General features: G+C 66.3%; 3 protein-coding genes and 2 pseudogenes. All 5 read right to left on the bottom strand.

Going from position 1 to position 3,321, the window contains the following annotated elements; translation table 11 throughout:
• Nucleotides 1–187, bottom strand: a pseudogene (locus Q7J44_RS22510) (type II secretion system protein E); the annotation flags it as partial.
• 1 nt (nt 188) lies between these two features.
• Nucleotides 189–1,514, bottom strand: a complete 1,326-nt coding sequence (locus tag Q7J44_RS22505; protein ID WP_304883315.1) for a TrbI/VirB10 family protein — start codon at nt 1,512–1,514, stop codon at nt 189–191.
• On the bottom strand, nt 1,511–2,161 hold the full coding sequence (locus tag Q7J44_RS22500) for a TrbG/VirB9 family P-type conjugative transfer protein (RefSeq protein ID WP_304883317.1): 651 nt from the start codon (nt 2,159–2,161) through the stop codon (nt 1,511–1,513). The genes Q7J44_RS22505 and Q7J44_RS22500 overlap by 4 nt, the downstream gene beginning before the upstream one ends.
• A gap of 59 nt (nt 2,162–2,220) precedes the next feature.
• A complete protein-coding gene (locus Q7J44_RS22495; RefSeq protein WP_304883316.1) occupies nt 2,221–2,868 on the bottom strand; it encodes a virB8 family protein in 648 nt (215 codons plus the stop codon).
• A 38-nt stretch (nt 2,869–2,906) separates the two neighbouring features.
• Nucleotides 2,907–3,321, bottom strand: a pseudogene (locus tag Q7J44_RS22490) (conjugal transfer protein TraF); the annotation flags it as partial.

Raw genomic sequence — 3,321 nt, 5'->3', positions numbered from 1 at the left:
CGATCTGGTTGCCGAGGTCCTTGATCTCGGTCTGGGTAAGCGGGTTGCCGAGACCTCGCATGAAATGATCGCCCTGGAATTCGCCCCAGACCTTCCCGTCGGGGTTGATGCAGATCTCGATCGTGTCGTCGCGTTGCACGTACGCGCCCAGCCGGTCGAGCGAGGCTTCGAGATAGCTTGCGGCCATGTCAGAAGATCTCCAGATCGCGGTCGACCATGACCGTGATCCGCGTGCCCTGATCGACATGGATCACGGGGCGGATCGCCAGATAGTCCTGCATGACGCTTTGGGTGCTGTCGCGCAGGTCCGTGCCGACGTCGCTCGCGATGTCGGCCGCGGCCTCATCCTCGATCTGTCCAGCGGCGGCTGCGGGCAAGGCCCCGATCAGCGAGATCAGCGCGGCCGAGCCGAAGCGCTGCGCGAAGCGGGTGTCGACAAAGCCGGTGGTGCCGGTGCGACCGAGCTCATCTCCGCCAAAGGCGCTGATTTCCACGGTCTGGTTGTCGGGCAGGATGATGCGATCCCAGGCCACCATGACCCGCGACTGCGCGAGCTCCACATCGGAGCGATAGCGCCCCACAAGGCGCGCGCCGCGCGGGATCAGGACCCGCGCGCCGTCGAAGGAATGCACATCTTCCGAGACGATGGCCCGGATTGCACCGGGCAGCGTGCTGTCCAGCGCCGTCTCGGTCACGGCTTGGATCATCGTGCCCTGCACGACGGTGTTGCCGGGGTTCACGATCACTTCGGCCCGCGTCACTGCGGCAGGTCTGGCGCCCGCGCGCACGAAAGCTTCGTCCTCATTCAGGCGCGCGGCTTCAAGGCTGTTCTCTCGGTCGGTCCCTGCCCCCATCCCGGAAAACGCGATCATGGGCGACGCGATGCGTTCGGCCCGGGCTTCGGCCTCCGCGATGCGGCGGCGCTCAAGTTCGGCGAGCCGCAACTCTTCCTCGTTCGGCCCGAGGTCGGTGGGGGCAGGCGGGGTCAGCCGCGCGACTTCGAGGTCCATGCGCAGCTGGTCGAGCTCGCGGTCGCGTTCGGTCAACTGTCGTTCGAGCGCGCGCTGAGCTTCAGACGAGGCTTCCTGCAGTGCCGCGATTTGCGCTGTCAGGTCAGCGATGGCCTGTTCCGCCCCGCTATCCGATGCCTCGACGGGCCGCGCGCGCAGGTCTTCGAGTTCCGCGCGCAGCGTTGCGAGGCTCTCCATCAGCGCCAGTTCCGACGCGGTGGGGCTGGTCTCGGCCGGCGGCGTCGGTACAGGCTCGACTACAGGCATGGGTGCGAGGTCGCCGAAGCCTGATCCCGTGGTCTGGAATTCTTCGGGGGCTGCGGTCGGCAGAGGCGCTTCCGGCGATGGCTGCAGGGCGGCCCAGGCCAGCCCGCCCACGGCCACGATCCCGGCCACACCGAGGATGGCGGCCAGCGGGGAGGGCCGTGCGGCACCGCGCTTCTTGTCGCCCGTTGCTTCAAGCGCCGCGAGGCGCGCGGCGAGGTCTTCGGTATCCTGGCTCATGATGTGGGCCCACCCATATCCTGAACACAGACCTCGTCTTCGCCGAGGCGCAGGACCCATTGCCGGTTCACGCCCGAGACCCGAATGACACCATCCTCGAGTGCCGTGCTGTTCACCGCCCGCTCGCCGCCGTTCGCGTAGCGGAAGATCGCGGGGACCGGCGCGTTCCGCGCGAAGCGGAAGTAGGTGAATGTGCCATCATCCCAGACGGCCGTCGGTGTGAACTCCTCGCTTGCGCTGACCGCGTAGTTCGCATTCGGCGCATCAGCGGCAACCGCCCGGGTTGGCTGTACGCGGCTTTCGGGATAGCGGAACTGTACGACGTAATGCGGGGTCTCCCGCGCCTCGACGACGTGGAAATAGTAGGAACGGCGGTTCGTGTAGACCGTGATGTTGGTGGCCACACCCGAGGCCGCGGGCTTGATCGCAAAGGCCCGTCCGCCGGGCACGCCGTCGAACTGGAAGCCGACCGTGTCACCCGCGATGATCGAACGGATCGTCTCGCCCTCGCCGAATTCGACGGTGGTCACCCGGGTCAGGGTGGTGACGATCCGGTAGACCTGCCCCTCTGTCCAGGTCGCGATCCGGACGCGGTTGTCATGGGGACCGGGGCGCGGCGTGGTCTCGGCCAGAGCTGCGGGCGCCATGAGCGCCAGCGCACCGGCGACGAGAAGGGCGTGAACGGATGTGAGAACTGGAACAGGGGTCATTCGGAACGGTCCGATCGGATGGCATATTGGGTGACGGTGAAGCCGAAGGGGTTTTGCCAGACATCGTCGATCGAGCGGGTCCGTTCGGGTTGGAATGCAAACATCAATGTTGCGGTGAATGACCCGTCCTGCGCCCCCTGCGGGCTGGTCAGGCGCTTTCTGAGACGCACCTGCGCGCGGTTCTCGCCGATCAGCGTGATCGAGGCGATCTCGACAGCCATCTCTGCGGAGGGACCGTAGCGAGACGGCGGATAGCTCTCCTGCCCCGAGGTCCACATGGCGCGCATGCTGGCCTCGGCCGCCCCGGTGGATTGCGCCAGCACCCGGCGCACGCGCAGATCGTTGTCGAGTTGGTTGTAGGCCTCGCGGTCAAGGATGTAGCGGTAGATCTGCGCCTCGATAATGGCGGGACGCTCGGCCAGCGACACCGTCTCGACGGTGGCATTCGGCAGAGCGAGACCGGTCTCGGGATCATAGGGCACGATGACCGGCGGCGGGGTCTCGACCATCAGTGCAACAGCCGCGGCCGCAAGGCAGCCCAAAACGCCAAAGCCTGCACCGCCAAGGCCGATCATCTTCCAGAGCTGTTCCCGGCGCAGCGCGCCATGGATCAGTTCCTCCTCGACCAGTTCGCGCGCGCTCATACCCCCAGTCAGTCTCAAAGTCATGTCCAGTGCCCCTCTCACGGTTCGAGGCTCGGCAGGGTGAAGTCCATGTAGCGACGCTCTTCGGCGACAGTCGCTGCATCCACTACCCCGGCATTGCCCGCGCCAAGGGTCTGGATGGCTTCGAGTTCCCACATCCGCGTCATCGCAATGGCGAGTTCCGCCGTGACGCGGGTGTTGTGGTCCATCGACGCCTTCAGGTCCTCCATTTCCGGGATCATGGAGACCAGTCGCTCGACGCGCTCGAGCGAAAGTGCTGCCTCGGCATGGCTGTTTTGGGCCGCAGCCGACAGGACAGCGCCTGTCGTTGCACGGGTCGCCACGCCTTCGGCGCCTGGATTCCCGCTCGTTGCGATTTCGTTGAGCGTGTCCTCGTCGAAGCCCGCACTGGCGAGTGCCTCTTCCATCTGCGTGCGCATCGGACCCGCATTG

Source organism: Pseudotabrizicola sp. (genome assembly GCF_030656345.1).
GTDB lineage: Bacteria > Pseudomonadota > Alphaproteobacteria > Rhodobacterales > Rhodobacteraceae > Pseudotabrizicola.
Note: the sequence above shows the minus strand (reverse complement) of the source record. Positions and strands in the feature narration are given on the sequence as shown.

What these genes read in the sequence shown, in the direction of transcription:
- Q7J44_RS22495 (WP_304883316.1), bottom strand. Translation starts at nt 2,868, where the DNA reads ATGAGCGCGCGCGAACTGGTCGAGGAGGAACTGATCCATGGCGCGCTG.
- Q7J44_RS22500 (WP_304883317.1), bottom strand. Translation starts at nt 2,161, where the DNA reads ATGGCGCCCGCAGCTCTGGCCGAGACCACGCCGCGCCCCGGTCCCCAT.
- Q7J44_RS22505 (WP_304883315.1), bottom strand. Translation starts at nt 1,514, where the DNA reads ATGAGCCAGGATACCGAAGACCTCGCCGCGCGCCTCGCGGCGCTTGAA.